The sequence below is a fragment of the Mycobacterium sp. TKK-01-0059 genome (assembly GCF_000709305.1).
GTDB classification, from domain to species: Bacteria; Actinomycetota; Actinomycetes; order Mycobacteriales; family Mycobacteriaceae; genus Mycobacterium; species Mycobacterium intracellulare.
This window is the reverse complement of sequence record NZ_KL446993.1, coordinates 823,832-840,177: the sequence shown is the minus strand read 5'-3', so window position 1 is coordinate 840,177 and position 16,346 is coordinate 823,832. Positions and strand designations below refer to the sequence as shown.

The 16,346-nt window shown below is 70.6% G+C and carries 14 protein-coding genes; 7 read left to right on the top strand and 7 right to left on the bottom strand.

Annotation, left to right across the window (positions count from 1 at the left end; all coding sequences use genetic code 11):
• Positions 1–48 precede the first annotated feature (48 nt).
• Positions 49–501: a hypothetical protein gene (locus K883_RS04210; protein ID WP_008260093.1), complete on the bottom strand. Its 453-nt coding sequence runs from the start codon at positions 499–501 to the stop codon at positions 49–51.
• Positions 498–1,541, bottom strand: a complete 1,044-nt coding sequence (locus tag K883_RS04205) for a nucleoside hydrolase (protein WP_008260091.1) — start codon at positions 1,539–1,541, stop codon at positions 498–500. Before K883_RS04205 ends, K883_RS04210 begins: the two co-directional genes overlap by 4 nt.
• Before the next feature lie 39 nt (positions 1,542–1,580).
• Between K883_RS04205 and cmaA1 the strand changes: the two genes are divergently transcribed.
• Positions 1,581–2,468, top strand: coding sequence for a cyclopropane mycolic acid synthase CmaA1 (gene cmaA1 / locus K883_RS04200; protein ID WP_014712303.1), 888 nt, complete (start codon positions 1,581–1,583; stop codon positions 2,466–2,468).
• Here cmaA1 and K883_RS04195 read toward each other — a convergent pair whose 3' ends face one another.
• Together K883_RS04195 and K883_RS04190 are read right to left on the bottom strand one after the other, a co-directional pair.
• Positions 2,469–4,487: an SDR family oxidoreductase gene (locus K883_RS04195; RefSeq protein ID WP_008260087.1), complete on the bottom strand. Its 2,019-nt coding sequence runs from the start codon at positions 4,485–4,487 to the stop codon at positions 2,469–2,471.
• 50 nt (positions 4,488–4,537) lie between these two features.
• The gene (locus K883_RS04190; RefSeq protein WP_008260081.1) at positions 4,538–5,254 is read right to left on the bottom strand and encodes a histidine phosphatase family protein; all 717 of its coding nucleotides are present in this window, start codon (positions 5,252–5,254) and stop codon (positions 4,538–4,540) included.
• 93 nt (positions 5,255–5,347) lie between these two features.
• Between K883_RS04190 and K883_RS04185 the strand changes: the two genes are divergently transcribed.
• Positions 5,348–6,214, top strand: a complete 867-nt coding sequence (locus K883_RS04185) for a MaoC family dehydratase (protein WP_008260079.1) — start codon at positions 5,348–5,350, stop codon at positions 6,212–6,214.
• Here the strand turns inward: K883_RS04185 and otsB are convergent, their stop codons facing one another.
• On the bottom strand, positions 6,215–7,357 hold the full coding sequence (otsB, locus tag K883_RS04180) for a trehalose-phosphatase (protein WP_008260078.1): 1,143 nt from the start codon (positions 7,355–7,357) through the stop codon (positions 6,215–6,217).
• 55 nt (positions 7,358–7,412) lie between these two features.
• On the opposite strand from otsB, the gene K883_RS04175 reads away from it, so the two are divergent.
• Both K883_RS04175 and K883_RS04170 read left to right on the top strand, forming a co-directional pair.
• Complete coding sequence (locus K883_RS04175) at positions 7,413–10,700, top strand: error-prone DNA polymerase (protein WP_008260077.1); 3,288 nt, start codon at positions 7,413–7,415, stop codon at positions 10,698–10,700.
• Between the two features lie 86 nt (positions 10,701–10,786).
• Positions 10,787–11,431 (top strand): nitroreductase family protein, encoded by a 645-nt coding sequence (locus K883_RS04170; RefSeq protein ID WP_008260076.1) that lies wholly within the window; start codon positions 10,787–10,789, stop codon positions 11,429–11,431.
• Between the two features lie 4 nt (positions 11,432–11,435).
• Here the strand turns inward: K883_RS04170 and K883_RS04165 are convergent, their stop codons facing one another.
• Positions 11,436–11,771: a YciI family protein gene (locus tag K883_RS04165; RefSeq protein WP_050989394.1), complete on the bottom strand. Its 336-nt coding sequence runs from the start codon at positions 11,769–11,771 to the stop codon at positions 11,436–11,438.
• Between the two features lie 30 nt (positions 11,772–11,801).
• A complete protein-coding gene (locus K883_RS04160) occupies positions 11,802–12,266 on the bottom strand; it encodes a tRNA (cytidine(34)-2'-O)-methyltransferase (protein WP_014712301.1) in 465 nt (154 codons plus the stop codon).
• A gap of 17 nt (positions 12,267–12,283) precedes the next feature.
• On the opposite strand from K883_RS04160, the gene K883_RS04155 reads away from it, so the two are divergent.
• From K883_RS04155 to K883_RS04145, 3 genes are all read left to right on the top strand, one after another.
• Positions 12,284–12,889, top strand: a complete 606-nt coding sequence (locus K883_RS04155) for a class I SAM-dependent methyltransferase (protein ID WP_008260070.1) — start codon at positions 12,284–12,286, stop codon at positions 12,887–12,889.
• A 256-nt stretch (positions 12,890–13,145) separates the two neighbouring features.
• Positions 13,146–15,944: a sensor histidine kinase gene (locus K883_RS04150; RefSeq protein WP_036455263.1), complete on the top strand. Its 2,799-nt coding sequence runs from the start codon at positions 13,146–13,148 to the stop codon at positions 15,942–15,944.
• The gene (locus K883_RS04145) at positions 15,941–16,342 is read left to right on the top strand and encodes a serine protease inhibitor (protein WP_014712299.1); all 402 of its coding nucleotides are present in this window, start codon (positions 15,941–15,943) and stop codon (positions 16,340–16,342) included. The genes K883_RS04150 and K883_RS04145 overlap by 4 nt, the downstream gene beginning before the upstream one ends.
• Positions 16,343–16,346: the final 4 nt, after the last annotated feature.

Sequence of the window (16,346 nt, the reverse complement as noted above, 5' to 3'; positions counted from 1 at the left end):
ATCATGCCAACACAAACCCTCATTGTCCCTGACGTCAAGGGCGTGGCGTTAATCGGCGCGTACCGCCTGCGCCTGCGCCACCAGGGCGCGGCCGCCCGGCAACGCCCGCAGAACGGCGCGGGCCAGCCGGTCGCGGCCGCGCAGAGCGCCGGTCCTGGCCTGGCCGGTGCGCAGGTGGCGCCACCCCAGGCCCGCCCACGACGCCGCGACCACGGCGTCGGTCACCCCGCCGCGGGCCCGGCGCCGGTCGACGAGGGCCAGGCCGAGCGCGGTCGCCGAGTGCACCGTGTCGACCCAGACCCCGGCCGCCAGCTCCTCCGGCCCGGGGTCGACCCCCGACAACGCCGCCTGGACCAGATGGCGAGCGCCCAGGATCCGGGTGACGACGATCGCCTTGCGGTCGACCCGTACCCCGTGGATGTGGCTCAGCACCTCGGCGGGGGCGGCCAGCAGCACGCCGCCCCACCCCGCCCGGATCAGCTCGATGGCACGAAACTTCATGGGGTATCGGCTAACCGGCGCGCGAAGGGGCCCACCCGCTCGATGAACCGATCGAAGAACGCCGCTGCGGTCCCACCCTTGAGGTCAATCCCGATGAGCGCGTTGGGTTCTCGACGACCCGACCAGTCGGTCACCGTCATGGCGCGGGTCAGGGTCCCGGTCAGTTCGATGTCCACCGTCGCCGGCCGGGTCGTCACGAGCCCCGGATCCAGCGCGATGGCGGCGGCGACCGGATCGTGCATGTGTGCTTGATACCCGTGGCCGAGGTCGTGGTAGGCCTCCAGGTAGAACCGGGTCGCGTCCTCGATCACCCTGATCAGGGGGTTGGACGCCGTGGACCGGGTTGCGCGTTCGTCGTGTTCGCTCAGCGGCGTGGTCGTCGACCCGGCGGTGGCCGCCAGCCGGGCCAGGTGCTCCGGTGTCATCGCGACCTTACGGGTCAAGTCCAGCCCGCACAGGATCGGAAGCCGTTGGCGCCCAACGGTTTCCTTGCCCCAGGCCGCCAGCACCTCGGCCGCGGCCTCCGGGTCCACGCTGATGTTCCATTCCGCGACCGCGGTGGTGTTGCCCCGGTGGTCATAGGAACCCCCCATGATCACCAGCCGGCGCAGCAGCGACGGCAGGGCGGGTTCGGCGCGCAGCGCCAGCGCCAGATTGGTCAACGGGCCGGTCGCCACGCCGATCAGCTCCCCGGGGTGGGCCTTCGCAGCCCGCACCCACGCGTCCGCCGAGTCGTAGTCGGTGAGCCCGTCCCCACCCGGGGGCAGCTCGGCGTAGCCTAATCCCCTGGGGCCGTGGACTTTTGACGGCAAACACATCGGTCCGGTCAGGGTTTCATCGGAGCCTCTCGAAACCGGTATGCCGGTGACCTCGCACAGCCGCAGCAGGCCGAGATTGTTTTCGCAAACCTGCTCCACGCCGACGTTTCCACCGGTCGAGGCGATGCCGATCACCTCGGCGTCCGGGCTGGCGAACAGGTAGATCAGGGCCAGCGCGTCATCCACGCCGGTGTCGACGTCGACGAAAACGGGAGCGTTCATTGTCTACAACATAGCCATCACGGCTATTAGGCTGAGCTGATGCCCACAACGTCGGAGCCCCCGGAGGGCACTGAGTTAACGCCGCACTTCGACGACGTGCAGGCCCACTACGACTTGTCGGACGACTTCTTCCGGCTGTTCCTCGACCCGACCCAGACGTACAGCTGCGCCTACTTCGAGCGCGACGACATGACGCTGGAGGAAGCGCAGATCGCCAAGATCGACCTCGCCCTCGGCAAACTCGGGCTGCAGCCGGGCATGACGTTGCTCGACGTCGGCTGCGGCTGGGGCGCCACCATGATGCGCGCCGTGGAGAAATACGACGTCAACGTTGTCGGCCTCACCCTGAGCCGCAACCAAGCCGAGCACGTCGATCGGCTGATCGCGCAGTCGAAGAGCCGCCGTTCCGCCCGGATCCTGCTGCAGGGCTGGGAGGAGTTCGACGAGCCGGTCGACCGGATCGTCAGCATCGGCGCCTTCGAGCACTTCGGGCACGAGCGCTACGACGCGTTCTTCACCATGGCGCATAACCTGCTGCCCGACGACGGGGTCATGCTGCTGCACACCATCACCGGTCTGCACCCGACCGAGATGGCCGAACGCGGCATGCCGCTGTCGTTCGAATTCGCTCGGTTCATCAAATTCATTGTCACCGAGATCTTTCCGGGTGGGCGGTTACCGTCGATACCGATGGTGCAGGAGCGCGCCACCGCGAACGGCTTCACCGTGAGCCGCATCCAGTCGCTGCAGCCGCACTACGCGAAGACCCTCGACATCTGGGCCGCCGCGCTGCAAGCCCACAAGGAGCAGGCCATCGCGGTGCAGTCCGAGGAAGTCTACGAGCGGTACATGAAATATCTGACCGGCTGCGCCGACGCCTTTCGGGTGGGCTACGTCGACGTCAACCAGTTCACGTTGCAGAAGTGATCACCAGTGCACGCCGGGCACCCGGCGCACCAGCCGCTTGACGCCCCGCGGCGTGCGCAGGCCGCCGGTGACGGCGCGGACGGGCCGGTTGGGCTTGCGGCGCACGGCCGGCGGCGGCGCTTGGGCGGCGGGTGCCAGCCCGCGCGCCGCGGCCGAGTCGGGATAGCCGAGATAGAGCTGGTGCAGGATGCGCCGAGAAGTCCTGGGGACGAAGTAATTTCCGGCCTCGGCGAGCGTGCCCAGCGGGGTGTCGATGCGCGCGGGCTTGTCCACCAGCCCGCGCACCACCATCGCCGCCGCGCGTTCGGGACTGATCGCCCGGACCGGGTTGAGCCGGTGCGACGGCACGATCATGGGGGTGCGCACCAGCGGCATGTGGATGTTGGTGAAGGTGATGTGATCGGACAGCACCTCGGATCCGACCACGTCGGAGAACGCGTCCAGCGCGGCCTTGGTCGGCAGGTAGGAGCTGTATTTGGGGTTGCGTGCCTGCACGCCGGCGCTCGACACGTTGACGACATGGCCGAATCGCCGCTCGCGCCAATGCGGCAGCAGCGCCAGCACCATTCGCACCGCGCCGAAGTAGTTGACCGCCATCACCCGCTCGTAGTCGTGTAGCCGGTCGGTGGAGTTGACCACCGAGCGGCGGATCGAGCGGCCGGCGTTGTTCACCAGGTAATCGACGTGGTCGAAGCGCCCCAGGATGTCTTTGACGGTGTGCTCCACCGACGCGGAATCGGTGACGTCACAGGTAAAGGCATGGGCGGCACCGCCATTGGCGCGGATCTCGGCGACCAGCTCATCCAGCGCGGCGCCGTTGCGGGCCAGCGCGAACACGGTGGCGCCGCGCTCGGCGATCGCGATCGCCGAGGCCCGGCCGATGCCGCTGGAGGCGCCGGTGATGATGACGTGCCGGCCGTGCAACGGTCCTCGCGGATCGTCGCGGCGCGCGCGGTCCGGATCGAGGTGTTCCGCCCAGTACCGCCACAGCTTGGGCGCGTAGGAGGAGAACTCGGGAACCCGTATCCCGTAGTCCCGCAAGGCGTTTCGGGTCTTCTCGCTGACGAAGGTGGGCGGCAGGTCGACGAGGTCGAACACCTCGGCGGGGATGCCCAGCTGGGTGGCCGCCATGTTGCGCAGCACCCTGGCCCGGCCGCGCACGTTGAGGACGGGGGCGGCCACCGAGCGGGGCAGCGACCCGCGCAGCGGCGGCAGCCCGGCCGCCTTGGCCACGCCGCGGTAGATGCCGCGCAGGCCGATCGTCTTCTCGGCGGTGAGGTGGAACGTCTGCCCGTCACGACCGTCGGCGTGCGCCAGCGCGACCAGCGCGTCGACGACGTAGTCGACAGGGACGATGTTGGTGCGGCCGGTGTCGGGCAGCAGGATGGGGGTCAGCGACGGCAGGACGGCCAACTTGGCCAGCACGCCGAAGAAGTAGTACGGCCCGTCGACCTTGTCCATCTCGCCGGTGCGCGAATCGCCCACGACCACCGCCGGGCGGTAGATGCGATGGCGCAGGCCGGGCGTCGAACGCACCAGCAGTTCGGCCTCGAACTTGGTCTGGTGATAGGGCGTCGGCAGTCGCTGGCCGACGTCGAAGTCGTCCTCGGTGTATTCGCCGCGGAAGTCACCCGCCACGGCGATCGACGAGACATGGTGCATCGTCGCGCCGAGGCGCTGCGCCAGGGTGATCACCGCGCGGGTGCCCTCGACATTGGCGGCGCGCTGCTCGGACTCGCCGGCGGTGATGTCGTAGATCGCCGCGCAGTGCACCACGTGGTCGATCTCGCCCAGCTCGGCGAGGACCTCGTCGCTCAGGTCCAGCTCCGGCAGCTCGGCGACCAGCGGTTTGACCCGATCGCCCCACTGATCACCCCACGCCGCCGCGAGCCGTTCGAAGCGGCCCAGCGACCGCCGTCGCACCAGCACCCACACCTGCGCGTCGGGCCGGGATTGAAGAAGACGAGACACGACGCGGCGACCGATAAACCCGGTACCGCCGGTAACGACATACCGCATGAGGACATGGTGGCGTCGGCAGCCGCCCACGTCAACTGCCGATCTGCCGACTAGCTGTGGAAGTCGCGGATCCCGTCCCAGTCGACCAGCGTCCAGCCGGTCATCGGGTTGCCGGTGATCACCACGCGGCCGGTGTTGGGCAACGGGTGGGTGTTCATCAGGCTTTCCTTGCCGTTGCGGGTGTTCATCAGCGTCCACACCATGATCGAGTTGGCGTGCGAGAACACCACCGGGTTGCGGTGGCCGCTGTTGTAGACCTTGTTGACGGCCGCGGTGAACTGGTCGTTGAACTCTTTTCCGTTGATCGAGCCGGGGATGCTGTAGGACACGTCGCCCTTGATCCAGTTCGCCGGGGCCACCAGGTAGGTCGACTTCGCCATCGACTCGGGTTTGCCGTTGTACCAGCCGGCGTTGATCTCCTGGATGCCGGGCAGGATCTCGACCTGCTTGCCGAGTTCGGCGGCCAGCGGCGCGGCGGTTTGCTGCGTCCGGGTCATCGTGGAGGCGTAGACGCTGTCGTAGTCCTTGCGGCCGAGTTGGTGCGCGATCTGTTCGGCCTGCCCCTTGCCCTCCGGGGTCAGACCCGGGCCCGGCACGTCGGTGTCGATGGTGCCGGCGGCGTTGGCCTCCGACTGGGCGTGCCGGACGAACGTCACCGTGATCGACCGCGCCTGCGGCGAGCCGCCGCCGCAGCCGGCGACGATTACCGTTGCGGTGAGGGCGGCGACCGCCACCGAGGCCTTCCGGAACCAGCTGCGCTTGGGCATGGGAGATAGCCTGCCCTGCCGACGGCTTCGGTGGGAAGGGTTTGCGATGGTTACGTGCGGAAAAGCTATCGATTTCTGGAAAAGGAGGCCCTGATGGCGATTGACCCGAGTGCCGTCGGCGCGGTGACCGAACCCATGCCCTTCGAATGGACCGACCGGGACACGCTGCTCTATGCGCTCGGTGTCGGCGCCGGGATCGACGACCTGGCGTTCACCACCGAGAACAGCCACGACATCGACCAGCAGGTGCTGCCCACCTACGCGGTGATCTGCTGCCCGGCCTTCGGCGCGGCGGGCCTGGTCGGAAAGTTCAACTGGGCCATGCTGTTACACGGATCGCAGAGCATCCGGCTGCACGCGCCGCTGCCGCCCGCGGGCAAGCTCTCGGTGGTGTCCGAGGTCGCCGACATCCAGGACAAGGGTGAGGGCAAGAACGCGATCCTCGTGTTGCGCGGCCGGGGCACCGACCCGGACTCGGGGCAGCTGATCGCCGAGACGCTCACCACCCTGGTCATCCGCGGCGAGGGCGGCTTCGGGGGGATGCCGGGCCAGCGGCCGGTCGCGCCGGAGTTCCCGGACCGTGAGCCCGACGCGCGGATCGCGCTGCCCACCCGCGAGGACCAGGCGCTGATCTACCGGCTGTCCGGCGACCGCAACCCGCTGCACAGCGACCCGTGGTTCGCCCGCGAGCTCGCCGGGTTCCCCAAGCCGATCCTGCACGGGCTGTGCACCTACGGGGTGTCGGGTCGCGCGCTGGTGGCCGAGCTCGGCGGGGGCGTCGCGGCCAACATCACCTCGATCGCCTCGCGGTTCACCTCGCCGGTGTTCCCCGGTGAGACGCTGACCACGCTGATCTGGCGCACCGGGGAGGGCAAGGCGGTGTTTCGCACCGAGGCGTCCGGCGCCGAGGGTTCCGGGGTTCGCGTGGTGCTCGACGACGGCGCGGTGGAATACGCCTGACTAGGCTTCGAGCTGATCGGCCAGCCGGTCGGTGAACGCCGCGGCCCGCGCGGGGTTGTCCAGCGCGAACAGCGCCGCGGTGGCGCGGTCGCCATCGTCGCTGTGCCGCACCAGGATCGGAACGCCATCGTCGTGTACCGCGTCGAACGCGTCCTCGTCGGTGATGTCGTCGCCGAGGTAGACCGGCGTGAGTGATCCCGACCCGGCCCGGTGCAGGTGATCGATCACCCAGCGCAGCGTTTTTCCCTTGTCCCAGTCCAGATCCGGGCGCAGCTCGATGACCTCGCGCCCGGTGGTCACCCGGAGCGTGTCGCGGCGCCCCGCCGCGCGCACCGCGGCCAGCACCTCACCGACGCGGTCGCGTTCGGCGTTGCGGTAGTGCACGGCGACGCCGAATCGCTTGTGCTCCACCACCACTCCGGGGATTCCGCCGAGCTGGTCGCGCAGCCGGGCCGCCGCCTGCTCGAGCACCGGGATGGCCGCGGCCGCGGCGTCGTTCTGATGGTGTGTCCCGTCGGGCGCGGTCAGCTCGAAACCGTGACTGCCCGCATACCAAATGTCCGGCACGCCAACGCGATTCGTCACATCGGCGAGATCGCGGCCGGACAGCACCGCGACCGGACAGCCGGCGGCCAGCTTCGCCAGCGCCTCGGTGGCCCCGGCGACGGGCCGCGCGGCGTCGGGGTCGTCGACGATGTCCGAGAGCGTGCCGTCGAAGTCGAAGAACACGGCCGGCCGCCGGTCGGCCAGGCCATCGGCGGTGTCGGTCAGGGCCGCCATCGCATCCGGCAGTTGCGACATCCGAAGGTCCCCGGTGCGCACGTCGACCTCGCCGAGGTCGCTGACCACGGCGTCGGCCCCGGCGTCACGCAGCGCGCCGGCGCTCCCGGCCGGCCCGACGCCGATCACCGACGCGAATCCCGCGGCGCGGGCGGCCTCGACGCCGGCCGTCGCCCCGGAGACCACGACGGCGCGGCCCGGGCGCACCTTCAGGTCCGCGGCCGCCCGCGCCGGGCCGTCCGCGGGGACGACGGCGGTGCCCACCCCGACGTCACGCAGCCGCGCGGCCAGCGTTGAGCCGAGGTCGGTTTCCAGGTCGAACAGCACCGCGTCGTGGCGGCGCGGGTCGATGATGACCGGCATGTGCCAACCCTCTCACGACGACCTCCATCGAACATATTTTCGATAGACTGCGGGTGTGGGCTGGTTCAACGGGCCGCCGAGCTGGGCGGAAATGGAGCGGGTGCTCGACAGCAAGCCGCGCCGTGCCGGTGAGCCGGCGGGCCTTCCCGAGGATGCCCCCCTGTCGCGCAAGCGCGCCACGTACCGGCCGCCGGGGGACACGCGCCCGACCCACACCTGCCTCCCGTATGCCGAACTGCATGCGCATTCGGCGTTCAGCTTCCTGGACGGGGCGAGCACGCCCGAGGAAATGGTGGAGGAGGCGGCCCGGCTGGGCCTGCGCGCCCTGGCGCTCACCGACCACGACGGCCTGTACGGGGCGGTGCGGTTCGCCGAGGCGGCCGCCGAGCTCGACATGCGTACCGTGTTCGGCGCCGAACTGTCGCTGGGCGGCGAGGCCCGCACCGAGCGGCCGGACCCGGCCGGCCCGCACCTGCTGGTGCTGGCCCGCGGCCCCGAGGGCTACCGGCGGCTGTCGCGGCAGCTGGCCGCGGCGCACCTGGCCGGCGGCGAGAAGGGCAAGCCCCGTTACGATTTCGACGCGCTGACCGAGGCCGCCGGCGGGCACTGGCACATCCTGACCGGGTGCCGCAAAGGCCATGTGCGCCAAGCGCTTTCCGACGGGGGTCCGGACGCCGCCGAGCGGGCGCTGGCCGACCTGGTGGACCGGTTCGGCGCGCAAAGGGTCAGCGTCGAGTTGACCCATCACGGGCAACCGCTCGACGACGAACGCAACGCGGCGCTGGCCGCGCTGGCCCCGCGCTTCGGGGTCGGCGTCGTCGCCACCACCGGCGCGCATTTCGCGGGGCCGTCGCGGCGCCGGCTGGCCATGGCGATGGGCGCCATCCGGGCCCGGGAGTCCCTGGACTGCGCCGCCGGATGGCTGGCCCCGCTGGGCGGTTCGCACCTGCGCTCCGGCGCGGAGATGGCCCGGCTGTTCGCTGGGGCCCCCGACGTGGTGACCGCGGCCGCCGAACTGGGCGAGCAGTGCGCGTTCGGGCTGGCGCTCATCGCGCCCCAGCTGCCGCCGTTCGACGTGCCCGACGGGCACACCGAGGACAGCTGGCTGCGGCAGCTGACCATGGCCGGCGCGCGTGACCGCTACGGTCCGAGCGCACCGCGCGCGTACTCCCAGATCGAGCACGAGCTCAAAGTCATTGCCCAGCTGCGGTTTCCGGGCTACTTCCTGGTGGTGCACGACATCGCCCGGTTCTGCCGGGACAACAACATCCTGTGCCAGGGCAGGGGATCGGCGGCCAACTCCGCGGTCTGCTACGCCCTCGGCGTCACCGCCGTCGACCCGGTGGCCAACGAGCTGCTGTTCGAGCGCTTTCTGTCGCCGGCCCGCGACGGGCCGCCCGACATCGACATGGACATCGAGTCCGACCAGCGCGAAAAGGTCATCCAGTACGTCTACGACAAATACGGCCGGGACTACGCCGCCCAGGTCGCCAACGTCATCACCTACCGGGGAAAGATCGCGGTGCGCGACATGGCCCGCGCCCTGGGCTTCTCGCAGGGCCAGCAGGACGCGTGGAGCAAGCAGATCAGCCACTGGGGTGGATTGGCAGGAGGCTCGCCGGATTTGGATGTTCCAGAGGACATCCCCGAGCCGGTGATCGACCTGGCGAACCAGATCCGGAACCTGCCGCGGCACATGGGCATTCACTCCGGCGGCATGGTGATCTGCGACCGCCCGATCGCCGACGTGTGCCCGGTGGAGTGGGCGCGGATGGAGAACCGCAGCGTCCTGCAATGGGACAAAGACGACTGCGCGGCAATCGGTTTGGTGAAGTTCGACCTGCTCGGGCTGGGCATGCTCTCGGCGCTGCACTACGCCATCGACCTGGTGGCCGAGCACAAGGGGATCGAGGTGGACCTGGCCCGCCTGGACCTCTCCGAGCCGGCGGTGTACGAGATGCTGGCCCGCGCCGATTCCGTCGGCGTGTTCCAGGTGGAGTCGCGCGCGCAGATGGCCACGCTGCCGCGGCTGAAGCCGCGGGTGTTCTACGACCTGGTGGTGGAGGTCGCGCTGATCCGCCCCGGCCCGATCCAGGGCGGGTCGGTGCACCCCTACATCCGGCGGCGCAACGGCGAGGACCCGGTGGTCTACGACCACCCGTCCATGGAACCGGCGCTGCGAAAGACGCTGGGGGTGCCGCTTTTTCAGGAGCAGCTGATGCAGCTCGCGGTCGACTGCGCCGGGTTTTCCGCCGCCGAGGCCGATCAGCTGCGCCGCGCCATGGGATCCAAGCGCTCCACCGAACGCATGCGACGGCTGCGCGGCCGGTTCTACGAGGGCATGCGCGCGCTGCACGGCGCGCCCGACGAGGTGATCGACCGGACCTACGAAAAGCTGGAGGCATTCGCCAATTTCGGTTTCCCGGAAAGCCACGCGCTGAGCTTCGCGTCGCTGGTCTTCTACTCGTCGTGGTTCAAGCTGCACCACCCGGCGGCGTTCTGCGCCGCGCTGCTGCGCGCCCAGCCGATGGGTTTCTACTCGCCGCAGTCGCTGGTGGCCGATGCGCGCCGGCACGGCGTGACCGTGCACGGCCCGGACGTCAACGCCAGCCTGGCGCACGCCACCCTGGAAGACTCAGGAAACGCCGTCCGGCTCGGTCTGGGTGCGGTCCGCCATATCGGCGACGACCTGGCCGAGCAACTGGTCGAGGAGCGAAAAGCCAACGGGCCCTTCGCCTCCCTGCTGGATGTGACGTCGCGGCTGCAATTGAGCGTGCCGCAGACCGAGGCGCTGGCCACCGCCGGGGCTTTTGCCTGCTTCGGCATGTCCCGGCGCGAGGGTCTGTGGGCGGCCGGGGCGGCCGCCACCCAGCGGCCGGGCCGCTTGCCCGGGGTGGGCTCGTCCTCGCACGTCCCGGCGTTGCCGGGGATGAGTGAGCTGGAACTGGCCGCCGCCGACGTGTGGGCCACCGGCATCTCCCCGGACAGTTACCCGACGCAGTTCCTGCGGGAAGACCTGGACGCGATGGGGGTGGTGCCCGCCGAGAAGCTGGGATCGGTGCCCGACGGCGACCGCGTGCTGATCGCCGGGGCGGTGACCCACCGGCAGCGCCCCGGCACGGCCCAGGGGGTGACGTTCCTGAACCTGGAGGACGAGACCGGGATGGTCAACGTGCTCTGCGCGCCGGGGGTGTGGGCGCGGCATCGCAAGCTGGCGAACTCGGCGCCGGCGCTGCTGGTGCGCGGGCAGGTCCAAAACGCCACCGGCGCGATCACCGTCGTCGCGGAGCGGTTGGGCCGCATCACCCTGGCGGTCGGCTCGAAATCGCGCGACTTCCGGTGAGGTGCCGCGAGAGTGCAACTGCTGACGGTGTTACTCGAGAAATGTGTCGCTAGTTGCACTTTCGCGGCAGTCGGTAGGCTCCACCCATGACCCTCAACCTGTCCGTCGACGAAGTCCTCACCACCACCCGCTCGGTCCGCAAGCGCCTCGACTTCGACAAGCCGGTCAGCCGCGACGTGCTGAGGGAATGCCTCGAACTCGCGCTGCAGGCGCCCACCGGCTCCAACGCGCAGGGCTGGCAATGGGTGTTCGTCGAGGACGCCGAGAAGAAGAAGGCGATCGCCGACGTCTACCTGGCCAACGCCCGCGGCTACCTCAGCGCCCCGGGGGCCGCGTACCCCGACGGGGACACCCGTGGCGAGCGGATGGGCGCGGTCCGCGATTCCGCCACCTACCTCGCCGAGCACATGCACTCCGCGCCGGTGCTGTTGATCCCCTGCCTCGAGGGCCGCCCGGACAAGTCGCCGTTGGGTGGGGTGTCGTTCTGGGCGTCGCTGTTCCCGGCGGTCTGGAGCTTCTGCCTGGCGCTGCGCTCGCGGGGACTGGGGTCGTGCTGGACGACGCTGCACCTGCTGCGCGACGGCGAGCAACAGGTCGCCGACATCGTGGGCATCCCGCGCGACCGTTACAGCCAGGGCGGCCTGTTCCCGATCGCCTACACCAAGGGCACCGACTTCCGCCCGGCCAAGCGGTTGCCCGCCGAGCAGGTCACGCACTGGAACAGCTGGTAGAGAGCTAGGTCGGCCAGGACATCAGCGGCCACACCTCGACAACCCCGTGCGCGACGGCACACGGGGTCTGGCTCACCCGCTCGATCGCCGCGTCGAGATTCTCGGCCTCCAAGACCGCGAACCCGGCGATCGGCAACGCCGAATGCAGATAGGGCCCGGGCTCGATCCGCACGCCGGCGCTGTCCGGATTACGCACCTGAACGGGGCGCCCGGCGGTCCCGATGAGGGCACCGGCCGCACGCAATTCGCCGTCGCGCGCGTGCGCGGCCCGCTTGCAGTCGTCGCTCGCGCGGTTGTACCCGGCTTCGTCTCCGTAACCGATGGTGATGAAGGTAGCCATATCAATGCTGACCCACGTGCGGTCCAACACTCATCGCGCCCCGGCGTACTCGTGCTGCCGCCACGCCTCGTAGACGGCGACCGCCGCGGCGTTGGACAGGTTCAGCGAGCGCCGGCCCGCCAGCATCGGGATGCGGACCTGCCCGGTGATGTGCGGGTCGGCCAGCGTCGCCGCGTCCAGCCCGGTGGGCTCGGGGCCGAACATCAGCACGTCGCCCGCGCGGTAGCGCACCTGCGCGAAGGAGGTGGGCGCGTGCGAGGTGAACGCGAACACCCGCTCGGGCGACAGCGCGTCCCAGGCCGCCGCCAACGAGGCGTGCACGGTGACCGAAGCCAGGTCGTGGTAGTCCAGCCCCGCCCGTCGCAGCTTGGGTTCGGACAGGTCGAAGCCCATCGGCTCGACCAGATGCAATTCGCAACCCGTCGCCGCCGCCGTGCGGATGGCGTTGCCCGTGTTGGGGGCGATGCGCGGGGAGTAGAACATCAGCTTGAACACAACGCGATAATGGTCGCATGGTCGAGCAGAGCATTTGGATGCAGAAGGTCGCTGCCGATCCCGGGCATTCGCATTGGTATATCGAGCGATTCCGCGCCATGGCCCGCGCGGGTGACGACCTGGCCGGCGAGGCCCGCTTCGTGGACGCCATGGCCCCCCGCGGCGCCCGCATCCTCGACGCCGGCTGCGGGCCCGGCCGGTTGGGCGGCTACCTGGCCGGCGCCGGCCACCGGGTGGTCGGCGTGGACGTCGACCCCGCGCTCATCGCCGCGGCCGAACAGGACCATCCGGGCCCGCGCTGGCTGGTCGGCGACCTCGCCGAGCTCGACCTGCCCGCGCGCGGCATCGCCGACCCGTTCGACGTCATCGTCTCCGCCGGCAACGTCATGACGTTTCTGGCGCCCAGCACCCGGGTCCGAGTGCTGAGCCGGCTGCGCGCCCACGTCGCCGGCGACGGCCGCGCGGCGATCGGCTTCGGCGCCGGGCGCGACTACGACTTCGACGTGTTTCTGAACGACGCGGTCGACGCGGGATTCGCGATCGACGTGCTGCTGTCCACCTGGGATCTGCGGCCGTTCACCGACGACTCCGACTTTTTGGTCGCAATCCTTCGCCCCGCCTAGCGTTTTCGCGGGATCGGTGTTTGCCAGGGCCGACCGCGGGCGCGCGGCGCCACCTTGGAGGGACCTGTCTGCTCAGTAACGATCCTGGTGGGCTGGGCCGCGGGCTGTCATACTCGTCGGATTGCCACACTTACACGCGCGCGCCTATCTGGCGCGGGGCGGGTGGAAATAAAGCAGGAAGTTTCATGAGCCTCTCGTTTTGTTCAGCGCTCAGGGTCAGCGCGGCGGCCGGTCATGCGGCCGCGATGACGTGACCATGTTCGCCCGCCCGGCCGACCCGGCCGAGGCGGATGCCGCCCCGCCCGCACCGGTTCCCGGCGCCGACGCGGCGGCCAAACGCCCGCCCGCCTGGTCGCTGAGCAACTGGCCGGTCGGCTGGAAGGTGCTGGCGATCGTGCTGGTGCCGCTGATCTTGGTGACGGTTTTCGGTGTGCTTCGCATCCACACCGCGATGGACAGCGCGGCGCGCCTGAAACTGGCCGCCACCCGCGCCGACGTGGTCCCGGTGATCACCAAATACATGTCGGCCCTGGACGTCGCGCTGCAGGCCGGCTCCGCCGGGCGCGACGTCGAGGGCGCCAAAAAGAACTACGAGGCCCGCAAAGGCGAACTGCAGGGCCGGCTGGCCGACACCGACGTCACCGACGATGTCCGATCGGGCGTCAACACGCTGCTCGACGCCGGCCAGATGCTGGTGAGCAAGGCGTCGGACAGCGGCCTCGGTCTGCGGGAGCGGGTGACCCTGTACGCGCCGATCCTGTTGACGGCCGAAGACGTCATCAACGCCTCGGTGCGGGTCGACGACGAGCACATCCGGGCCCAGGCCCAGGGCTTGAGCCGGGCGGTCGGCGCGCGCGGGCAGATGACGATGCAGAAGATCCTCATCACCCGCGGGGCCGAACTGCCCGAGCCGCAGCTGCGCACCTCGATGGCCACCCTGGCGGGCACCGAACCGTCGACGCTGTTCGGCATGAGCGAAGTGCTCGGGGCCGGGTCGCCCGAGGCCAAGACGCTGCAACAGCAGATGGTGGCCCGGATGGCGATCATGTCCGACCCGGCCAGCGTGCTCGTCGACAACGCGGACCTGCTGCGGTCCGTCCAAGCCACCGACGACATCGCCGACCAGGTCATCAAGAACGTCACCGCCTCGGTGACCAAGGCGGTGCACGCCCAGGCCGCAGACCGGCGCAGCGCCGCGATCGTCGACACCGTGTTGGTGCTGGCGGCGATCGTCATCGCTCTGGTCGTGGTGCTGCTGGTGGCGCGCGCGTTGGTGCGGCCGCTGCGCATCCTGCGCGACGGCGCGCTCAAGGTCGCCCACACCGATCTCGAGGAGGAGGTCGCCCGGGTGAAAGCCGGTGGGGCCGAACCGATTCCGACGCCGCTGCCGGTCTACACGACCGAGGAGATCGGTCAGGTCGCCCACGCCGTCGACGAACTGCACACCCAGGCCCTGCTGCTGGCCGGCGACGAGGCGCGGTTGCGGCTGCTGGTCAACGACATGTTCGAGACCATGTCGCGGCGCAGCCGGTCGCTGGTCGACCAGCAGCTGGCGCTCATCGACCGGCTGGAGCGCAACGAGGAGAACCCCGAACGCCTCGACAGCCTGTTCCGGCTGGACCACCTGGCGGCGCGGCTGCGCCGCAACAGCGCCAACCTGCTGGTGCTGGCCGGCGCGCAGCTTGCGCGCGACCAGCGCGACCCGGTGCCGCTGGCGACGGTGATCAGCGCCGCGGTGTCCGAGGTCGAGGACTATCGCCGCGTCGAGATCGCCGGGCTGCCCGAGTGCGCGCTGGTGGGCGCGGCCGCGGGCGGCGCCATCCACCTGTTCGCCGAGCTGATCGACAACGCCCTGCGCTACTCGCCGCCGACGACGTCGGTGCGGGTCTCGGCGTCGCGGAGCGGCTCAGATTCTCAAGGCGGGGTCGTGGTGCGGATCGCCGACTCCGGTCTGGGGATGAACGACGCCGACCGCCGCATCGCCAACATGCGCCTGCAGTCCGGCGGCGACGTCAGCCCCGACAACGCGCGGCACATGGGGCTGTTCGTGGTGGGTCGGATCGCGGGCCGGCACGGCATCCGGGTGGGGCTGCGCGGCCCCGCGGCCAACGAAAAGGGTACGGGCACCACCGCCGAGATCTACCTGCCGCCGACCGTGCTCACCGGCCTGGCAGCCGCGGAATCGGCTGCGCCCCGGCACATTCGGGCGGTGTCGTCTCCGAGCGCCAAACTCGCCAGCGCGATCGCCGCGCCCCCGCCCGCCGACGACGCGCGGCGGCACGACGGCACGCGCGAGCCGGCGGCCCGCAACGCCGCGCCCGCGCCCGGGCCGTCGGTCACCCTGCTGCCGCGCCGCAACCCGGGTTCCAGCGGCATCACCGATGTCCCGGCCCCGCCCGCCGAACCACCGCCCCCGCGGCGGCGCCGCGAGCTCGCGACCCCCTGGTGGGAAAACGCGCCCCAGGCCGCGCCGGCCGCCAGGCCCGCCGAGCCCGAGGCCGCACCGGAGCCACCACCGCAGGCCAAGCCCGCGCCGGAGCCCGCGCCCGAACCGGCGCCGCCTCCGCCGGTGCGGGCGGCATCGGACACCTCGGCCTTCTTCGCCGCCCGGCCCCGCGAACCCCGGCAAGACAAGCCCGCCGACCCGGCGACCGACGATGACGTCATCTACCGGCGGATGCTCTCGGAGATGCTGGGCGACCCGCACGACCTGGTCAACAGCCCCGACCTGGACTGGCAGTCGGTCTGGGACCGCGGCTGGACCCTGGCGGCGGCCGCCGAGGACACGCCCGTCGAAGCGCACACCACCGACCACGGCCTGCCGGTCCGCACGCCCGGCGCCCGGCTGGTGCCCGGCGGCGCCAACGGAACGGGCCTGGGCGAACGGGACGAGCCCGAGCACGGCCAGAACGGCAGATCGCACCGGGAGCCGCAGCACGCGGCCGTCACCCGCGACCCCGAGGCGGTGCGCGCCTCGTTCAGCAACCATTTCGGCGGCGTGCGCAGCGGACGCTCGCATGCCCGTGACACGGAACAAGGACCCGACCAACAATGACTTCCCCCGACAACTCACTGGACTGGCTGGTGACCAGGTTCGCCCGCGAGGTCCCCGGCGTCGCGCACGCGCTGCTGGTGTCCGTCGACGGGCTGCCCATCGCCGCCAGCGAGCACCTGCCCAGGGAACGCGCCGACCAGCTGGCCGCCGTCGCCTCCGGGCTGGCCAGCCTGGCGACCGGTGCCGCGCAGCTGTTCGAGGGCGGGCAGGTGCTGCAGTCGGTCGTCGAGATGGCCAACGGGTACCTGCTGTTGATGCGCGTCGGGGATGGCTCGCATCTCGCGACCCTCGCCGCGACGTCGTGCGACATCGGTCAGATCGGCTACGAGATGGCTGTCCTCGTCGAACGGGTCGGGGGCGTCGTGCAGTCGACCCGCCGGTCCGCCGCCCACTCGTGAGCCG

Coding starts and splice junctions, on each gene's coding strand:
- K883_RS04195 (WP_008260087.1), bottom strand. CDS start 4,487: ATGCGGTATGTCGTTACCGGCGGTACCGGGTTTATCGGTCGCCGCGTC.
- K883_RS04205 (WP_008260091.1), bottom strand. CDS start 1,541: ATGAACGCTCCCGTTTTCGTCGACGTCGACACCGGCGTGGATGACGCG.
- K883_RS04210 (WP_008260093.1), bottom strand. CDS start 501: ATGAAGTTTCGTGCCATCGAGCTGATCCGGGCGGGGTGGGGCGGCGTG.
- K883_RS04150 (WP_036455263.1), top strand. CDS start 13,146: ATGTTCGCCCGCCCGGCCGACCCGGCCGAGGCGGATGCCGCCCCGCCC.
- otsB (WP_008260078.1), bottom strand. CDS start 7,357: ATGCCGGTCATCATCGACCCGCGCCGCCACGACGCGGTGCTGTTCGAC.
- cmaA1 (WP_014712303.1), top strand. CDS start 1,581: ATGCCCACAACGTCGGAGCCCCCGGAGGGCACTGAGTTAACGCCGCAC.
- K883_RS04155 (WP_008260070.1), top strand. CDS start 12,284: ATGGTCGAGCAGAGCATTTGGATGCAGAAGGTCGCTGCCGATCCCGGG.
- K883_RS04185 (WP_008260079.1), top strand. CDS start 5,348: ATGGCGATTGACCCGAGTGCCGTCGGCGCGGTGACCGAACCCATGCCC.
- K883_RS04165 (WP_050989394.1), bottom strand. CDS start 11,771: ATGGCTACCTTCATCACCATCGGTTACGGAGACGAAGCCGGGTACAAC.
- K883_RS04190 (WP_008260081.1), bottom strand. CDS start 5,254: ATGCCCAAGCGCAGCTGGTTCCGGAAGGCCTCGGTGGCGGTCGCCGCC.
- K883_RS04145 (WP_014712299.1), top strand. CDS start 15,941: ATGACTTCCCCCGACAACTCACTGGACTGGCTGGTGACCAGGTTCGCC.
- K883_RS04170 (WP_008260076.1), top strand. CDS start 10,787: ATGACCCTCAACCTGTCCGTCGACGAAGTCCTCACCACCACCCGCTCG.